Origin of the sequence: Paraburkholderia sediminicola (assembly GCF_046030555.1) — a bacterium.
In the GTDB taxonomy this organism is placed as follows: domain Bacteria; phylum Pseudomonadota; class Gammaproteobacteria; order Burkholderiales; family Burkholderiaceae; genus Paraburkholderia; species Paraburkholderia sediminicola_E.
The window spans coordinates 92,790-109,600 of sequence record NZ_JAQQCH010000016.1; the positions used below are offsets into that span (position 1 = coordinate 92,790).

The 16,811-nt window shown below is 61.8% G+C and carries 17 protein-coding genes; 8 read left to right on the forward strand and 9 right to left on the reverse strand.

Annotated elements, in window-relative coordinates; translation table 11 throughout:
• The first annotated feature begins 21 nt into the window (after window positions 1-21).
• The 6 genes from PQQ52_RS22465 (at window position 22) to ubiA (ending at window position 4,826) form a co-directional block, all read left to right on the forward strand.
• Complete coding sequence (locus PQQ52_RS22465; RefSeq protein ID WP_408216017.1) at window positions 22-981, forward strand: hydrogen peroxide-inducible genes activator; 960 nt, start codon at window positions 22-24, stop codon at window positions 979-981.
• 183 nt (window positions 982-1,164) lie between these two features.
• A complete protein-coding gene (locus tag PQQ52_RS22470) occupies window positions 1,165-1,305 on the forward strand; it encodes a hypothetical protein (RefSeq protein ID WP_408216019.1) in 141 nt (46 codons plus the stop codon).
• 70 nt (window positions 1,306-1,375) lie between these two features.
• Window positions 1,376-2,830 (forward strand): catalase, encoded by a 1,455-nt coding sequence (locus PQQ52_RS22475; protein WP_408216021.1) that lies wholly within the window; start codon window positions 1,376-1,378, stop codon window positions 2,828-2,830.
• A 77-nt stretch (window positions 2,831-2,907) separates the two neighbouring features.
• The gene (locus tag PQQ52_RS22480) at window positions 2,908-3,069 is read left to right on the forward strand and encodes a hypothetical protein (protein ID WP_408216024.1); all 162 of its coding nucleotides are present in this window, start codon (window positions 2,908-2,910) and stop codon (window positions 3,067-3,069) included.
• 154 nt (window positions 3,070-3,223) lie between these two features.
• On the forward strand, window positions 3,224-3,712 hold the full coding sequence (locus PQQ52_RS22485) for a Dps family protein (RefSeq protein WP_280997800.1): 489 nt from the start codon (window positions 3,224-3,226) through the stop codon (window positions 3,710-3,712).
• Window positions 3,713-3,962: 250 nt separating this feature from the next.
• Window positions 3,963-4,826, forward strand: a complete 864-nt coding sequence (gene ubiA / locus PQQ52_RS22490; protein WP_408216027.1) for a 4-hydroxybenzoate octaprenyltransferase — start codon at window positions 3,963-3,965, stop codon at window positions 4,824-4,826.
• Between the two features lie 164 nt (window positions 4,827-4,990).
• On the opposite strand, the gene proC is transcribed toward ubiA, so the two are convergent.
• From proC to PQQ52_RS22520, 6 genes are all read right to left on the reverse strand, one after another.
• On the reverse strand, window positions 4,991-5,806 hold the full coding sequence (proC, locus tag PQQ52_RS22495; protein ID WP_408216030.1) for a pyrroline-5-carboxylate reductase: 816 nt from the start codon (window positions 5,804-5,806) through the stop codon (window positions 4,991-4,993).
• Between the two features lie 57 nt (window positions 5,807-5,863).
• Complete coding sequence (locus PQQ52_RS22500; RefSeq protein ID WP_408216032.1) at window positions 5,864-6,562, reverse strand: YggS family pyridoxal phosphate-dependent enzyme; 699 nt, start codon at window positions 6,560-6,562, stop codon at window positions 5,864-5,866.
• Window positions 6,563-6,768: 206 nt separating this feature from the next.
• Complete coding sequence (glcF, locus tag PQQ52_RS22505) at window positions 6,769-7,995, reverse strand: glycolate oxidase subunit GlcF (protein ID WP_408216035.1); 1,227 nt, start codon at window positions 7,993-7,995, stop codon at window positions 6,769-6,771.
• 8 nt (window positions 7,996-8,003) lie between these two features.
• The gene (glcE, locus tag PQQ52_RS22510; RefSeq protein ID WP_408216038.1) at window positions 8,004-9,092 is read right to left on the reverse strand and encodes a glycolate oxidase subunit GlcE; all 1,089 of its coding nucleotides are present in this window, start codon (window positions 9,090-9,092) and stop codon (window positions 8,004-8,006) included.
• Between the two features lie 261 nt (window positions 9,093-9,353).
• Window positions 9,354-10,847: an FAD-linked oxidase C-terminal domain-containing protein gene (locus tag PQQ52_RS22515; RefSeq protein WP_408216041.1), complete on the reverse strand. Its 1,494-nt coding sequence runs from the start codon at window positions 10,845-10,847 to the stop codon at window positions 9,354-9,356.
• 99 nt (window positions 10,848-10,946) lie between these two features.
• Window positions 10,947-12,362 carry an FAD-linked oxidase C-terminal domain-containing protein gene (locus PQQ52_RS22520; protein ID WP_408216044.1) on the reverse strand — a complete coding sequence of 472 codons (1,416 nt, stop codon included), beginning with the start codon at window positions 12,360-12,362 and terminating at the stop codon, window positions 10,947-10,949.
• Between the two features lie 247 nt (window positions 12,363-12,609).
• Here PQQ52_RS22520 and PQQ52_RS22525 point away from each other — a divergent pair, with 247 nt between their 5' ends.
• Both PQQ52_RS22525 and hmpA read left to right on the forward strand, forming a co-directional pair.
• Complete coding sequence (locus PQQ52_RS22525) at window positions 12,610-13,164, forward strand: cob(I)yrinic acid a,c-diamide adenosyltransferase (protein ID WP_408216047.1); 555 nt, start codon at window positions 12,610-12,612, stop codon at window positions 13,162-13,164.
• Between the two features lie 120 nt (window positions 13,165-13,284).
• The gene (gene hmpA / locus PQQ52_RS22530) at window positions 13,285-14,490 is read left to right on the forward strand and encodes an NO-inducible flavohemoprotein (RefSeq protein ID WP_408216050.1); all 1,206 of its coding nucleotides are present in this window, start codon (window positions 13,285-13,287) and stop codon (window positions 14,488-14,490) included.
• Between the two features lie 54 nt (window positions 14,491-14,544).
• Here hmpA and PQQ52_RS22535 read toward each other — a convergent pair whose 3' ends face one another.
• The 3 genes from PQQ52_RS22535 to aroG form a co-directional block, all read right to left on the reverse strand.
• Window positions 14,545-14,877 carry a helix-turn-helix domain-containing protein gene (locus PQQ52_RS22535; RefSeq protein WP_325046909.1) on the reverse strand — a complete coding sequence of 111 codons (333 nt, stop codon included), beginning with the start codon at window positions 14,875-14,877 and terminating at the stop codon, window positions 14,545-14,547.
• A 3-nt stretch (window positions 14,878-14,880) separates the two neighbouring features.
• Window positions 14,881-15,219 carry a type II toxin-antitoxin system RelE/ParE family toxin gene (locus PQQ52_RS22540; RefSeq protein WP_408216053.1) on the reverse strand — a complete coding sequence of 113 codons (339 nt, stop codon included), beginning with the start codon at window positions 15,217-15,219 and terminating at the stop codon, window positions 14,881-14,883.
• A 198-nt stretch (window positions 15,220-15,417) separates the two neighbouring features.
• Entirely contained in the window at window positions 15,418-16,491 is a 1,074-nt protein-coding gene (gene aroG, locus PQQ52_RS22545) for a 3-deoxy-7-phosphoheptulonate synthase AroG (protein WP_408216056.1), read from the reverse strand.
• Between the last annotated feature and the right edge of the window lie 320 nt (window positions 16,492-16,811).

Below are 16,811 nucleotides of genomic sequence, written 5' to 3' on the forward strand. Positions count from 1 at the left end.
ATCGCACTGATTGGTCCCCCAATGACGCTCACCGAATTGAAATACATCGTCGCGGTTGCCCGCGAGCGGCACTTCGGCCGGGCCGCCGAAGCGTGTTTCGTCAGCCAGCCGACCCTGTCGGTGGCAATCAAAAAGCTCGAAGACGAGCTCAACGTGCAGATTTTCGAACGCGGCACCAGCGAAGTCAGTGTCACGCCGATCGGCGAACAGATCGTCACGCAAGCTCAGCGCGTCCTCGAACAAACGCTCGCCATCAAAGAGATCGCGAAACAGGGCAAAGACCCGCTGGTTGGGCCGTTGCGCCTCGGCGTCATCTATACGATCGGGCCGTATCTGTTGCCTACGCTCGTCAAGCAGATGATCAAGCGCGTCCCGCAGATGCCGCTGATGCTGCAGGAAAATTACACGATCAAGCTGATCGAACTGCTCAAGCAGGGCGAAATCGACGTCGCCATCATGGCGTTGCCGTTTCCGGAAACGGGCCTGATGCAACGCGCGCTCTATGACGAACCGTTTGTCGTCGCACTGCCGTCCGGTCACGCGTGGGAAAATCGCGCGAAGATCGACGCCGAGGATCTGAAGCAGGAAACCATGCTACTGCTCGGCAGCGGCCACTGCTTCCGTGACCACGTGCTGGGCGTTTGCCCTGAACTGATGCGCTTCTCGCAGAACGCGGACGGCATTCAGAAGACGTTCGAAGGTTCGTCGCTGGAAACCATTCGTCATATGGTGGCGAGCGGCGTCGGCATTACCGTGCTGCCGCGCATGTCGGTGCATGAGGTCAAGCCCCATGCGGGCGGTATCGACGCGGGCCTGCTCAGCTACGTCGCTTTTGATGAGCCGGTACCGGATCGCCGCGTCGTGCTCGCCTGGCGCAAGAGTTTCACGCGGATGCCCGCTATCGAAGCCATCTGCGATGCCATCAACGCTTGCGATCTGACGGGCGTCAAAAAGCTCGATCTGCCCCTCGCAGTCAATTAAGAGCGCTTCCCACGCTCTAAGCCGGCCCGCCGTATACCGTCGGCGGCCGGTCCGGCGACCGCTCAAGGCGCCGATAGTCGTAATCCCTATCGAATAGATAAAATTAATCAACCACGTAAATTCAATAGGGTTGATATAGTTTCCTCCATGGATCGCCCGATCCCATAAGACCCGGAGGAAATCATGACGCAATCGAACTCGCAGCAAATCCAAACCGTCGCCGCCCAATCCCCTCGTGTAACTACCGGCACCTTCGCCGCCTCGGTGAGCAGCATGCGCACGGTTGCATTGTCCTTGCTGGTCGATCGGGCTCTGTCCGCTTAAGCCATAGGCATCAGCACGCCGTGCCTCTTACCACATTCTGTTTCCGATAAAAGTCACCCAGGAGTCACGCATGTCCGAACGTAAGCTCACCAATGCAGCCGGCGCACCCATCGCCGACAACCAGAATTCGATGACCGCCGGTGCGCGCGGTCCGGTCGTTCTGCAAGACGTCTGGCTGCTCGAAAAACTCGCTCATTTCGACCGCGAAGTGATTCCGGAACGTCGCGTTCACGCCAAAGGGTCGGGCGCATTCGGCACGCTGAAGGTCACGCACGACGTCTCGCGTTACACGAAGGCGAAGGTGTTCGCCCAGGTCGGCAAGGACACGCCGCTTTTTATGCGTTTTTCGACGGTAGCAGGCGAACGCGGCGCCGCCGACGCTGAACGCGACGTGCGTGGTTTCTCGATCAAGTTCTACACGGAAGAAGGCAACTGGGACGTGGTCGGCAACAACACGCCGGTGTTCTTCATCCGCGATCCGCTGAAGTTTCCGGACTTCATCCATACGCAAAAGCGCGACCCGTACACCAACATGCGCAGCAATGTCGCGGCGTGGGATTTCTGGTCGCGTCATCCGGAGTCGTTGCATCAGGTCACCATCCTGATGAGCGATCGCGGCATCCCGCAGAACTACCGCCAGATGCACGGCTTCGGTTCGCACACATACTCGTTCATCAACGCGAACAACGAGCGTTTCTGGGTGAAGTTCCACTTCAAATCGATGCAGGGCATTGAGAACTTTACGGATGCCGAAGCGGCACAAGTCGTCGCACAAGACCGTGAAAGCGCGCAACGCGATCTGGTCGGCAACATCGATGCTGGCAATTTCCCGAAATGGCGTTTCGCCATCCAGGTGATGCCGGAAGCTGAAGCGGCGAACTATCGCTTCAACCCGTTCGACATCACAAAGGTGTGGTCGCAGAAGGACTACCCGTTGATCGACGTGGGCACGATCGAGTTGAATTGCAACGCGGCGAACTACTTCGCGGACGTGGAGCAGGCAGCATTCACGCCGGCTAACGTGGTGCCGGGTATCGGCTTCTCGCCGGACCGTCTGTTGCAAGGCCGTTTGTTCTCGTATGGCGACACGCAGCGCTACCGCCTCGGTATCAATCACCATCAGATTCCGGTGAATGCGTCGCGTGTGGCGAGCCCGTATTCGTTTCATCGCGACGGTGCGATGCGCACCGACGGTAACCTCGGCGGCAACCTGAATTACGAGCCGAACCGCCTGGGTGACTTCGCGCAGGACACCAACGCGTCGGAGCCGCCGCTCGCAGCGGGTGCGGTCGATCGCTACGATCATCGCGTGGACGAGGACTACTACGCGCAGCCGGGTATGTTGTTCGCGCTCTTCGATGCGGCACAACGTCAGCGTCTGTTTGGCAACATCGCACGCCATATCAACGGTGTGCCGCACGAGATCGTCGCGCGTCAGATCGAGCATTTCCGCCGCGCCGATCCGGCCTATGCGGAAGGCGTGATCGCCGCGATCGCCGCCCTCGCTGAAGGCGGCAAGAAGTAAGCAGTTGAAGTGAATTGATGTAGGACGGGGTGCATCGGCGCCCCGCCAGTATTGATACGAATCGGGAGACCACGATCATGATCCAGATGATGATGTCCACCATTGGCGGCTCGGCGGCCGCACGCGGCGCGCAACAGCGGCAGGCCTTGATGCTGCGCAAGATAGTGGGCTTCGCGATCGTCTCGAGCGGGCTCGTGGTGATCGTTGCGCAAGCCCTGCAACACGCGTTCGGCGCGTGAACGGGCACAAGGCCGTGGGTGCGGCAAGCGACCACGCGTCACACGAACGCAGCTGCTTTCTAAGATAAACTGGCGGACGTTCGTTGTGCCGGGTTTGCCAGCCGCACACCGTCACTTTGCCGACCGGTTCGTATCACTCTTCAAAGGAGTCGTCATGGCCAAGAAAGAAGCCGTACAGCACGTCAATATCGGGATCAGCGACAAGGATCGCAAGAAGATTGCAGAAGGTCTGTCGCGTCTGCTCGCCGACACCTACACGCTGTACCTGAAGACCCACAATTTCCACTGGAACGTGACGGGTCCGATGTTCAATACGCTGCATTTGATGTTCGAAACGCAGTACAACGAGCTGGCGCTCGCGGTCGATTCGATCGCTGAACGTATTCGCGCGCTGGGCGTGCATGCGCCGGGCAGTTACAAGGAATTCGCGAAGCTGTCGTCGATTCCGGAAGCGGACGGCGTGCCGGCTGCGGAAGAAATGATCCGCCAATTGGTGGAGGGCCAGGAAGCCGTGGTGCGTACCGCGCGCGCGATTTTCCCGTCGACGGAAGCCGCCCACGACGAGCCGACCGCCGACCTGCTGACGCAACGCATGCAAACGCACGAAAAGACGGCGTGGATGCTGCGCTCGATGTTGGCTTAAATGCCTTGATGTCCGGGCGTAGTGCCCCGGATTTCAGCGCGGCGCCTGAGCGTCGCGCTGAATGGCAGCGTGAACAAAGCCTCCCTTTGCGGGAGGCTTTGTCTTTTGTGGCGCGGGTTGTCGGCTCGATCGTGGTTCCCGCAGCGGCCTCGGTTTTGGCGCTCAGCATGGCAGTCTCGCCGGCCTGGAGGCGGCCTGTTGCGCGCATCCCGTAAAATAGCGGCACCGTCTGCACTTCACCGAATTCGCCATGTTCGCCCGACTTCCCCTGTATCTGCGCCTCGTCCGCATGGACAAGCCGATCGGCAGCCTGCTGCTGCTGTGGCCGACGCTTAACGCGCTGTGGATCGCATCCGCCGGTCACCCTTCGTGGCCGCTGCTGGTGATCTTCACGGTGGGCACGGTGCTGATGCGCTCGGCGGGCTGCGCGATCAACGACTACGCGGATCGCGACTTCGATCGCTACGTGAAGCGCACGGAAAACCGGCCGATTACGTCGGGCAAAATCAAGGCATGGGAAGCGGTGGCGCTGGCGACCGGTTTGTCGCTGCTGGCCTTTCTGCTGATTCTGCCGCTGAATACGCTGACCAAGGAGCTATCGGTGGCGGCGTTGTTCGTCGCCGGTTCGTATCCGTTCACGAAGCGCTTCTTTGCGATTCCGCAGGCCTACCTTGGCATTGCGTTCGGCTTCGGCATTCCGATGGCGTTTGCCGCGATTCAGGATCACGTGCCGATGCTCGCCTGGGTCATGTTGCTGGCCAACGTGTTCTGGTCGGTTGCGTACGACACCGAATACGCGATGGTCGATCGTGACGACGACATCAAGATCGGCATCCGCACCTCGGCGCTGACCTTCGGCCGCTTCGACGTAGCGGCGATCATGCTCTGCTATGCGGCGACGCTGGGGATTTACGCCGGCATCGGCGTGATGCTCGGTTTCGGCGTGCTGTATTGGATCGGATGGGCGGCAGCAGTGGGCTGCGCGATCTATCACTACACGCTCATCCGAAACCGCGAACGGATGGCATGCTTCGCGGCGTTCCGCCATAACAACTGGCTGGGTGGGGCACTGTTTGTCGGCATTGCTGCGCACTACGCGGCGGCGTCCTTTTAATTCTTCCGCGCCTGTTTCGCGCGGTGGCTGGCCCTCAATACTTCCGCGTTTCTTCTGCAGGTCACTTGCGCTGCGACGCCGCCTCGATTCGTTTCGATTCGAGGCGGTCCGTTCATCTGCGTCACTCTGCTCCCGGCTGCTGAAGCGCCGGCTTCACACCGCGCTTACAGCTTGCCGAACTCGTCGCCCATTTCCTTGGCGCGCGCATCGGCGGCGAGCACGCCGCGCACGATCGCGTCCTTGATCCCGCTTGCATCGAACGACGTCAGCGCGGCCGCCGTGGTGCCGCCCTTCGACGTCACACGTTCGCGCAACAGGCTCGGCGGCTCGTCCGAGTTCGCGGCCAGTTGCGCCGCGCCGGTGAAGGTCGCGACTGCCAGCGCACGGCCTTGTGCTTCATCCATGCCGAGTTGACGCGCGGCTTCCTGCAACGCCTCGATGAAATAAAACACGTAAGCGGGACCACTACCCGAGATCGCGGTGACGGCATCGATCTTCGCTTCGTCGTCGAACCAGACGGTTTGGCCGACTGCGCCCAACACTTGCGATGCGAGCGCGCGACCTGCTTCGTCGACGCTGCCAGTTGCCACGAGACCCGTCACGCCCATGCCGATCAACGCTGGCGTATTCGGCATCACGCGTACGATGCGCGCGTGGCCGTTCAGCCAGCGTGACATGTCATCCATGCGAATGCCCGCGACGATACTGATCGCCAGTTGCGAGGCCTTCAGATGCGGCGCCAGTGCCTCGGCGACGCTCTTCAGGATCTGCGGCTTCACCGCCAGCACGACGGCGTCGTACGGTGCGAGCGCGGCGTCCGCGGCCGCGCCGGTCTTGATGCCGAATTGCTGTTCATTGCGCTTGCGCACGTCTTCGTTGGGATCGATCGCGTATAGGTCAGCGGGCGCGACGCCGCGCTTGATGAGGCCGCCGATCAACGCGGCGGCCATGTTGCCACCGCCAATAAAAGCAATTTTCATGATGTTCCGAAAGAAGTCCCGTGAGGCGTCAGGAAAGGAAAGAAAGGCGCGAAACGGTCAGTTAGAGTAATCTCGCGCGCCGAAGATCGCAGTGCCCACGCGCACGATCGTCGCGCCTTCCAGCACGGCGGCTTCGAGGTCACTCGACATGCCCATGGAGAGCGTATCGAGTTCAAGGCCGTCATTGCGCAGGCGCTCGAACAGCTCGCGTAGTTGCCGATGCGGCACACGCTGCTCCTCGATATTGCCAGCCGGTTCCGGAATCGCCATCAGACCGCGCAGATTCAGCTTCGGCAGCGCGGCGATTTCCTGCGCGACCTCGACGGCCTCGGGAATGCTCACGCCGCTTTTCGACGCTTCCCCGCTAATGTTGACCTGTAGACACACGTTCAACGGCGGCAGGTTGTCCGGGCGCTGCTCCGACAGCCGCTGCGCGATCTTCAGGCGGTCGACCGAATGCACCCAATCGAAGCTCTCGGCGACCGGCCGCGTCTTGTTCGATTGCAATGGCCCAATGAAATGCCATTCGAGCGTCGCACGCAGATCGGCCAGCGCTTCGATTTTGGTGATGGCTTCCTGTACGTAGTTTTCGCCGAACGCGCGTTGGCCGGCTGAGTAGGCGGCGCGCACGTCTTCGGCTGGAAACGTCTTCGAGACGGCGAGCAGGGTGATCGAACGCGCATCGCGTCCGGCCACGTGCGCGGCGAGGGCGATGCGCTGCTGCACCGCTTCGAGGTTGTGGATCAGATCGGGCATGGGCAGAACCGGAAGTCCAGCGAAAGACAATGTGTGAATTATACGGATGCCACCGCTTCATGCCGTTGTGGCCAGATCGGCAATGTGGCCAACCGGGTCGCGAACTCCGTTGCAAAACTGGGTGGCGGCCTGCGGCAGGCGCGGCGAAGGCGGACACCGTGACGGGCAGCAAGCACGTGCCACGCTTGCGTCAAAAATGGAGCGCCTCAGGCGGACAGCATATGTTCCACCAGTTCGATCCAATGCGCGACCGGCGTCGACGTGCCGCTTTGCAGATGCGCAATGCAGCCGACGTTCGCCGACACGATCACTTGCGGCTCCTGCGCCTGCAGCCGCTCGAGTTTCTGATCGCGCAGCGCGTACGAGAGTTTGGGCTGCGTCAGCGAATACGTGCCGGCCGAGCCGCAGCAGAGATGATTGTCGGCGGGCAGGCGCACTTCTACGCCGAGTGCCGCCAGCAGATGTTCGACATTGCCGCGCACCTGCTGACCGTGCTGCAACGTGCACGGCGGATGGAACGCCACCGTATGGATCGCGCGGCGGCGCGTCACGGCGACGAGCGCCTCTTCGAACTCCGGCAGGATCTCCGCGACGTCGCGCGTCAGCTCGGTCACGCGGCGTGCCTTCTCTGCATACGCGGGATCGTTGCGCAGCAGATGCGCGTATTCCTTGACCGTCGCGCCGCAGCCGGACGCGTTCATCACGATTGCTTCCACCCCTTGTTCGATATACGGCCACCACGCGTCGATGTTGGCGCGCAGGTCGTCGAGCGCTTCGTCGTTGTAGCCCAGGTGCAGACGGATCGCACCGCAACAGCCTGCTTCGGGCGCGATCAACGTTTCCACGCCGAGTGCATCGAACACCCGTGCCGTCGCGACGTTGACGTTCGGCATCATCGACGGTTGCACGCAGCCTGCGAGCATCAGCATCTTGCGCGGATGTTTCGCGGTTGGCCATTCGAGCGGACGCTGCCGCGCGGGCACCTTGTCGCGCAGTTTTCTGGGCAGGAGCGGGCGGAAGTGCTGACCGAGGCGCATGACCGGCGTGAACAGCGCGCTGTTCGGCACGAAGCTCGCGAGCAGTCGGCGCACCATCCGCTGACGGAGCGGGCGCGTGACTTTTTCCTCAGTGATCTTGCGACCGATCTCGACCAGCCTGCCGTATTGCACGCCGGATGGGCAGGTGGTCTCGCAACTGCGGCAGGTGAGGCAGCGGTCGAGGTGGACCTGAGTGCTGCGCGTGACCTCGGCGCCTTCCACCATCTGCTTGATCAGATAGATGCGACCGCGCGGGCCGTCGAGTTCGTCACCCAGTATCTGATACGTCGGACAGGTTGCGGTGCAGAAACCGCAATGCACGCAATTGCGCAGGATGGCGTCGGCTTCGTCGCCATCGGGCGTGTTGCGAATGAAGTCCGCGAGGTTGGTTTGCATCGCGTCGCTCAGAAGTCGGGGTAGAGGCGGCCGCGATTGAAGATGCGGGCCGGGTCGAAGGCGGTTTTCAGGCCGCGATGGATTTTCATCAGCGGTGCGGGCAGCGGTGTGAACACCCCGGCGCTGCGGTCGTAGCCGTGGCCGGTACGGAAAATCGTGGCGTGGCCGCCGGCCTGTTTGGCGCTGATACGCACGGTTTGCGCGTCGGTGTCGGTGATCCACCAGCGCTGGCCGCCGCCCCATTCCATCAGTTGTGCGCCGGGTAATTGCAGCGGCTCGGTGATCGACGGCAGCGCTAGGCGCCACAGTGCGGCCTTCGGCGGGATGGCAGAAAAGAAAGAGTCGGTCTGTTCGCGCAGGCCGGCCCAGAAGCGCTCCGCCTCAACGGCATCGACGACTTCGCCGCCGAGCGCGGTGCGCGCCGTTTTGACCGCGGCTTCCGCGCCGGCCATGCGCACGGCCAGCGTGCCGTTGCGCCATGCGCTCGCCGTGATCGGTAGCGGACGGCCGCCCCATTCATTGAGCTTGCGGACCGCGTCCGTGCCGTTCATATCGAATTTGAGCGTGGCTTCGGCTTGCGGCAGCGGCAGCACTTTGACCGACAGTTCGAGGATCAGTCCGAGGGTGCCCAGCGAGCCCGCCATCAAACGGGAGACGTCATAACCGGCGACGTTCTTCACCACCTGGCCGCCGAAATGCAGCTTCTGGCCCTGGCCGTTCATGATGACCGCGCCGAGCACGAAGTCGCGCGCCGCACCGGCGGACGGCCGGCGCGGGCCGGCGATGCCTGCCGCGATGCAGCCGCCGAAGGTAGCCTGCGGCCCGAAATGTGGAGGCTCGAAGGCGAGCATCTGATCGTGTTCGGCCAGCGCGGCCTCGATCTCCAGCAGGGGCGTGCCCGCGCGCGCCGTGATGACCAGTTCGGCCGGATCGTAGGCGATGATGCCGCGATAAGCGCGCGTGTCGAGGATGTCACCTTCCAGCGTCTGACCGTACCAGTCTTTGGTGCCGCCGCCACGGATGCGCAGTGTGCGCCCTTCGGCGCTGGCTGAACGCACGCGTTCAGACCAAACGGCGACGATGTCGTCCTCTTCCATGGTGTCCTGCTTCGTTGTGTTTCGATTGATTGTACCGGGCGGCGGCGCGCTGGCAACCCGGAGCGGACCCGCATCGGGTAATCAGGGTGGGAGCTGGGAAGAAGCGCCAGCGCGGGCTATGCGCGGTGCGTCGGAGAGGCGTGGGAGCAGTAAGAGCGGGGTGAAGGAACTGCGCCGGGCGGGGGGAATAGGCGGCGCGGCGGCGCGCCCCCGTCATAGGCGCCCCCAGCCGCGCGGTGCGCGGGCAAGCCCGCAGACGCCTTAGAACCGCGGCAGGTCCGGATGTGGCAGCAGACCGCCGCGCACATGCATCTTGCCGTATTCGGCGCAGCGGGCGCGGGTGGGAATGCCCTTGTCGGGATTGAGTAAGCCCGGCGCATCGAAGGCGCGTTTGACCGCGTGAAACGCGTCGCGCTCCTCGGGTGAAAATTGCACGCACATCGAATTGATTTTCTCGATCCCCACGCCGTGCTCGCCGGTCACCGTGCCGCCTAGTTCGACGCACGTTTCGAGAATGTCGCAACCGAAGGCTTCGGCCCGGTGCCACTCATCCTTATCGTTGCCGTTGAACAGAATCAGCGGGTGCATATTGCCGTCGCCGGCGTGGAATACGTTGATGCAACGCAAGCCGTATTTCTTCTCCATCACTTCAATGCGCGCCAGCAACGGTCCGATACTGCGGCGCGGCACGGTGCCGTCCATACAGTAGTAGTCAGGCGAGATGCGGCCTGCTGCCGGAAACGCATTCTTGCGCCCGGACCAGAAGCGTAGCCGTTCGTTTTCCGAACGTGAAATCTGGATGCGCGTTGCGCCCTGTTCGCGCAGCACCGCGGTCATGCGCACGATTTCGTCGGCCACTTCTTCCGGCGTGCCGTCCGATTCGCACAGCAGGATTGCCGCCGCGTCGAGGTCGTAGCCGGCTTTGACGAACTCTTCGACGGCGCGCGTAGCCGGTTTGTCCATCATCTCCAAGCCAGCCGGAATGATGCCCGCTGCAATGATGCCAGCAACCGCGTTGCCGCCTTTCACGACGTCGTCGAAACTGGCCATGATGACCTGTGCCGTTTGCGGCTTCGGAATCAGCTTGACGGTGACTTCGGTGACGATTGCGAACATGCCTTCGCTGCCGATCAGCACCGCGAGCAGATCGAGCCCTGGCGCGTCGGGCGCGAGCGAACCGAATTCGACGATTTCGCCTTCCATCGTCACGGCGCGTACACGCAGCACGTTGTGCACGGTGAGGCCGTACTTGAGACAGTGCACGCCGCCCGAATTCTCGGAGACATTGCCGCCGATCGTGCAGGCGATCTGCGACGATGGATCGGGCGCGTAGTAAAGGCCATACGGCGCGGCGGCTTCGGAAATCGACAGATTGCGCACACCCGGTTGCACGGTGGCGGTTCGGGCGTACGAATCGACTTCGACGATCTTGCGAAAGCGCGCGAGCGACACCACCACCCCGTGACGAATCGGCATCGCTCCGCCGGACAAACCGGTGCCCGCGCCGCGCGGCACGATCGGCACATCGAGCCGATGACAGATCTGCACGATGCGCTGCACCTGCGATTCCGTCTCGGGCAATGCGACCGCGAGCGGCAGACGCCGATAGGCGGCGAGGCCGTCGCAATCGTAGGCGACAGTGTCTTCTTCGCGATACAGCAGACAGTGGGTTGGCAGCACGGCCATCAGCGCCTGCACGACTTCGCGCTGGCGCTGGGCGAGAACTTCGGCCGTCAGTTCGACGGGTGCGTTCATATGACTTGTCTCCTCGTGTCTTTCACCCTGCGTGCCCGGTCAAGCCGGGTGATACGGCAGCCGGCGTCGCCACTGCCGTATCCCGGTCTTGATGACGCCTCAAGCTGCCCAGGAAAAGATCTTGCCCGGGTTCATCAGATTGCGCGGATCGAGCGCATGCTTGATGGAGCGCATCGTGTCGACGGCGGCTTCACCGTGTTCTTCGAGCAGGAAGTTCATCTTGTGCAGACCGACACCGTGCTCGCCCGTGCAGGTGCCGTCCATGCGCAGCGCGCGCTGCACAATGCGACGGTTCAGGCGCTCAGCTTCGACGAGCTCTTCAGGCTTGTTCGGGTCGATCAGGATCGCGACGTGGAAGTTGCCGTCGCCCACATGGCCGACGATCGGGCAGGGCAGCGGCGACGCCTTCAGATCCTGCTCGGTTTCCACCACGCATTCCGCGAGACGCGAGATCGGCACGCAGACATCGGTTGTGACGGCGCGGCAGCCGGGTTTCAGTTGCAGCATCGCGAAATAGGCGTTGTGACGCGCATTCCACAGACGGCTGCGGTCTTCCGGCCGGGTCGCCCATTCGAAATCTTCGCCGGCATTCTGCGCGGTAAGCTCCTGCACCAGTTCGGCTTGCTCTTTCACACCGGCTTCGGTGCCGTGGAATTCGAAGAAGAGCGTGGGCGCTTCACGTAAGGTCAGATTCGAATGGCGGTTGATCGAGCGGATCGCGAGCGAGTCGACGAACTCGACGCGCGCAATCGGTACGCCCATCTGAATCGTTTCGATGACCGCGCGCACCGCATCGCCCATCGACGGGAACGTGCAGACCGCGGCCGAGACCGCCTCCGGCTGCGGATACAGCCGGACGGTGATTTCGGTAATGACGCCGAGCGTGCCTTCCGAGCCGACGAACAGACGTGTGAGGTCATAACCGGCCGACGACTTGCGCGCGCGCGTGCCGGTTTTGATCACGCGGCCGTCGGCGAGAACCACCGTCAGCCCGAGTACGTTTTCGCGCATCGTGCCGTAGCGTACGGCATTGGTACCGGAGGCGCGCGTAGCCGACATGCCGCCGATACTCGCGTCAGCACCCGGATCGATCGGGAAAAACAGGCCGGTGTCGCGCAGCGCTTCGTTCAACTGCTTGCGCGAGATGCCGGGTTCGACCGTGACGGTCAGGTCTTCGGCGTTGATCGACAACACGCGGTTCATTTCCGACAGATCGATCGACACACCGCCTTGCACCGCCAGCAGATGTCCTTCGAGCGACGAACCGTTACCGTAGGGAATGATCGGCACGTTGTACTGGCCACACAGCTTGACGATGGTTTGCACGTCTTCCGTATTGCGCGCGAATACGACGGCGTCGGGCAGTTGGGGATCGAACGGCGATTCGTCGCGGCCATGATGGGCGCGTACGGCTTCTGCCGTGGACACGCGTTCGCCGAAAGCGGCTTTGAGTGCAGTCAGCAACTCGGCGGGAAACGGCCGGCGTAGCGGGGCCGGCGGCACGGGATGATTCACGCATGTCTCCTGATATTGGGGCGGAGCTGTTCTGCAGCTTGTGTTTCATTTTACGCCGATCGCCCACGGACCGGCGTCGGAGGCGGCTCCCCGCTTTTATAATGGCGGCGACCCCACGATGCGCGCAATATGGATAAACGCGGTGGCTAACGCGGTGACCCCCCTTGGCTGACTTGCCGGGTTCGCTGGATGGACTCACCGGCGCCGCGTTGGCGCATCGTCACTGAATGAATGGATCGGAGACACCATGGGCAATCGCTTGAGCAAGATCGCTACCCGTACGGGCGACGACGGCACCACCGGTCTCGGCGACGGCCGCCGCGTGCGCAAAGACAGCGTGCGTATCGCGGCAATCGGCGACGTCGATGAACTCAATTCGAATCTCGGCGTGCTGCTGTGCGAAATGCTGCCCGACAACGTGCGGGCAGCGCTGGTGGCGATTCAGCACGACCTGTTCGATCTTGGCGGCGAACTCTGCATCCCCGGCCATACGATAATTACCGACAAGCATCTTGGCCAACTCGACAACTGGCTGGCCGATTACAACGCGACCCTGCCGCCGTTGAAGGAATTCATTCTGCCGGGCGGCTCGCGCGCGGCCGCGCTTGCGCACGTGTGCCGCACGGTGTGCCGGCGTGCCGAACGGTCGATCGTCGCCCTCGGTGAAGGCGAGGCTGTCAATGAAGCACCGCGCCAGTATGTGAACCGGCTGTCCGACCTGCTGTTCGTGCTCGCGCGCGTGCTCAATCGCGCGGACGGCGGCAGCGACGTGTTATGGCAGCACGATCGCGGCGCCGGCTAACGCCGCGCTTTGGTCCACGTTTTAGTCCGCGTTTTAGTCCCTTAAGCGCTGCGACAATCTGTCCGGGATAAAACTTCCCCTTAAAAAGGTATTGTAAATGAATCTTTAAGGGGAAGTTTTATGACCGCTCTCACCGCCGACCAGATCGCCCGCGTCAAAGCCACCGTTCCCGTGCTTGCCGTGCACGGCACGATCATCACCAAACACTTCTACAAGCGCATGTTCGCGCACCATCCTGAGTTGAAGAATGTGTTTAACCAGACTCATCAGACGAGCGGCAATCAGCCGGAAACGCTGGCGAAGGCGGTGTATGCGTATGCCGCCAATATTGACAACCTCGGTGCGCTGGGACCGACCGTCTCGCGAATCGCTCATAAGCACGCGAGTCTGAATATCCGGCCGGAGCAGTATCCGATCGTCGGACGCCACCTGTTGGGCGCAATGGTCGATGTACTCGGCGACGCAGTCGATCAGGAGACGCTCGGCGCATGGGAAGTCGCGTATGGGCAGCTCGCGGATATTTTCATCGGCGCGGAGGCAAAGCTCTACGAAGGTGCGGCGTGGAGCGGCTTCCGGCCGTTCAGGATTGCGCGCAAGGAAGTGGAGAGCGATGAAATCACATCTTTCTATCTGACGCCCGCCGACGGCTCGCCGGCCTGCGACTTCGAGCCAGGCCAATATCTGAGCGTGAAGCGTTTCGTGGATAAACTCGGCGTCGATCAGCCGCGGCAGTACAGCTTGTCGGATGCACCTAACGGTAACTGGCTGCGGATTTCGGTGAAGCGCGAGGCCGGTCACAAAGACACGGCGCCCGGCCATGTATCGAATCTCTTGCACGACGATGTGGACGTGGGCGCGGTGGTGCACGTCAGCGCGCCAACGGGCGATTTCACGCTGGACCGCAAAAAGACGACGCCCGTGGTGCTGATGAGCGGCGGCGTAGGCGTGACCCCAATGACCTCGATGCTGTCCACGTTACTCGCCGATCGGAGCGAGCGCGATGTGAGCTTCGTGCACGCCTGCCGCAATGGCCGCGTGCATGCGTTCCGGCAGTGGCTGAACGATACGGTTGCGGTGCATCCCAACGTGACGCGTGCGGTGTTCTACGAAGCCATTGAAGCAGGTGATCGCGCTGGTACCGACTACGACTTCGAAGGCCGCCTCGATCTCGCGAAAGTCGCCGGCAAGGTGATCGTTTCCGATGCGGATTACTACATCTGTGGGCCGGTTCCGTTCATGCGCGCGCAATGCGAGGCGTTGGCCACGCTCGGTGTGGATGCTGCGCGGATTCATACCGAAGTGTTCGGTTCAGGCGTGGTGCAGTGAAGCGAGGACGCATGGCGAGCTACGTGTGAAAGCACGCGAGGGCGTGCGTGCGCTTTACCCGACAGCCAGGGTGACCGGCTTGCCGATCCGGCTCATCATTTCGACCAGGGTATCGATAGTGAACTTGGTGGTCTTCTTGTTGACCACATCTGACACGCGCGGACGCGACACCATCAGAATCTCAGCCGCCTCAGCCTGCTTCAGATGATGCTGTTCTATCCAGCTGGACAGCTCGGTCATCAACTGCTCCTTGAGCAGCCGCGTGTCGTTGATCTGTTTCTGCGACGCCGCGTGCAAGCGCTTCGCCTCTGCGGCGGAGAAACCGAGTTCGAGGAACAGGTTCGCGCCAGGCTTTGTTACGTGACGGATTTTCGTGTCGATCGTCATTTGCTAAGTTTTCCTATCATTAATAATGGCGCGGTACCGCATCTCGGCAATCTTTCTATCCTGCGGCCCCAGCTTCTGCGTTTTCTTCTGGAAGCAGTGCAGCACATACAACGCCTCCACGAACTTGGTGACATACATCACGCGGTAAATACCGTCAGCCTCCTTGATGCGAATCTCGCGTGTTCCAGCGCCGATCGAATCAAACGGCTTCCAATCGTCGGGGTCCAGTCCTGCCTGAATCTTGCCAAGCTGAAATCCGGCCCGACGACGCGGTTCTTCGGGAAAGGCGAGTAAATCGCAATAGCTGGAGCCCATCCAGCGGAGTTCTTTTTCCTGCTCCATAGCCGCCCTTCGTGTACAAAATATTATACGCAACACCCAGCCTGGTCAAGTCGTATCCGACCCGGCAACGAGTTGTTACGGTACAGAGGCGGCGCATGGCGCACCATTCGTCCGTTCGGCTAATAAAAAACCCGGCTGCTTGAGCCGGGTTTTCGTTGAGCCAACTTCAGCAATCGCGCAGGGGCGCGAAGCGACGTTCTAGTTGCCGCTGCCGCGCGCCACACGTCGCTGCTTGACCGCTTCGGCGAGACCTTCCAGCACAGCGATGCTTTCATCCCAACCGATGCACGCATCGGTGATGCTCTGGCCGTATGTCAGCGCGCAGCCTTCCTGCAGATCCTGACGCCCCGCGATCAGGTGCGACTCCACCATCACACCGACAATCCGTTCGTCACCCGAAGCAATCTGGCGGCCGATATCCGCGCACACCGGAATCTGGTTTTCGTGCTTCTTCGAGCTGTTGGCGTGGCTTGCGTCGATCATCAGACGCGCCGCGAGACCCGCTTTGCCGATATCGGCGCATGCCGTATTGACGCTGTCCGCGTCGTAGTTCGGCGTCTTGCCGCCGCGCAGGATGATGTGGCAATCCTCGTTGCCGGCGGTCGAGACGATCGCCGAGTGGCCACCCTTGGTGACGGACAGGAAATGGTGCGGCTGCGAGGCGGCCTTGATCGCGTCGACGGCGATCTTGACGTTGCCGTCCGTGCCGTTCTTGAAGCCGACCGGGCACGACAGTCCCGAAGCCAGTTCACGGTGCACTTGCGATTCGGTCGTACGCGCGCCAATTGCGCCCCATGAGATCAGATCGGCGATGTACTGCGGGCTGATCATGTCGAGGTATTCGGTGCCGGCCGGCAGGCCGAGTTCGTTGATACGCAGCAGCAACTCGCGCGCGGTGCGCAGGCCGTCGTTGATCTTGAAGCTATTGTCCATATGCGGGTCGTTGATGAGACCCTTCCAGCCCACCGTCGTACGCGGTTTTTCGAAGTACACCCGCATCACGATTTCGAGTTCGCCGGCGAAGCGCTTGCGCTGTTCGACTAGACGCCCGGCGTATTCCATCGCCGCTTTCGTATCGTGAATCGAGCACGGTCCGATGATGACGATCAGACGGTCTTCCATGCCGTGCAGGATGCGATGCATCGCGTTGCGCGAGTTGTAGATCACGTCGGACACCGTTTCGTCGCAAGCGAATTCGCGGATCAGGTGAGCGGGCGGCGTGAGTTCTTTCAATTCGCGGATGCGGACATCGTCGGTGTTGTGCGGGGGCATGCTTGTTCTCCTGAATCGGTCGTAGCGTGTTCGCGCGGGCAATGAAGGCTGCGATCAGACGGCAATCAGGCAGCGATGCCACGGCGAACAACAATCAAAAAGATTTCAACGGCAAAAATTTCAAAGACGTGAGGCGAAAAAAAACCGCCAGGCTAGCTGGCGGTTTTCGTGAATTCTGGGTGTCTTGCGTGCACTAACACCCCTCTCGATCCGCCAGCGGTCTGAGATGCCAAAAAAAGTAAAAGTAAAACTTGGCGGACATGGCGAAATAGGTCGCTGGTCAAAAAGGGTGAATGACTTTATAACCCGGGCAAGCTGGG